Consider the following 403-nt stretch of genomic DNA (forward strand, 5'->3'; position numbering starts at 1 on the left):
GTGTGGGGGTGGCTGAAGTGGGGGAAACAGGCTTCAGGTGTGGCACCAACGCAATATGACCAGTTTTTCGAAGAGGCCGCCAAAAAAGAAGGTCTTGATGCTAAATGGTTGAAAGCCGTTGCGGGTGCTGAGTCGTCATTTGATAAAAATGCCGTAAGTAAGGCGGGCGCTAAAGGATTGATGCAGGTAATGCCTTATAACTTCCTGCCCGGAGAAGACCCGTTTAACGCGCGTGACAATATCATGGCGGGCGCAAGGGTTATGTCATGGGCTAAGCAACAGTCTGGTGGTGATTTAGAAGAGATGTTGCGCTGGTATAACGGTGGGAAGAACAGAGGCAGAAAAGAAAATATTGAATATCCGGGGCGTGTTTACGAGCACTATATATCTATGTATGGGAATC

1 protein-coding gene is annotated in these 403 nt (G+C 48.4%); it reads left to right on the forward strand.

The genetic code is table 11. The features are described 5' to 3' along the window. Nucleotides 1-39: 39 nt before the first annotated feature. A partial coding sequence (locus FDX01_RS23465) for a lytic transglycosylase domain-containing protein (RefSeq protein WP_249360870.1) occupies nt 40-403 on the forward strand: 364 nt, incomplete at its 3' end.

This window comes from Citrobacter sp. wls613 (genome assembly GCF_005281195.1).
Lineage (GTDB): Bacteria > Pseudomonadota > Gammaproteobacteria > Enterobacterales > Enterobacteriaceae > Citrobacter > Citrobacter gillenii.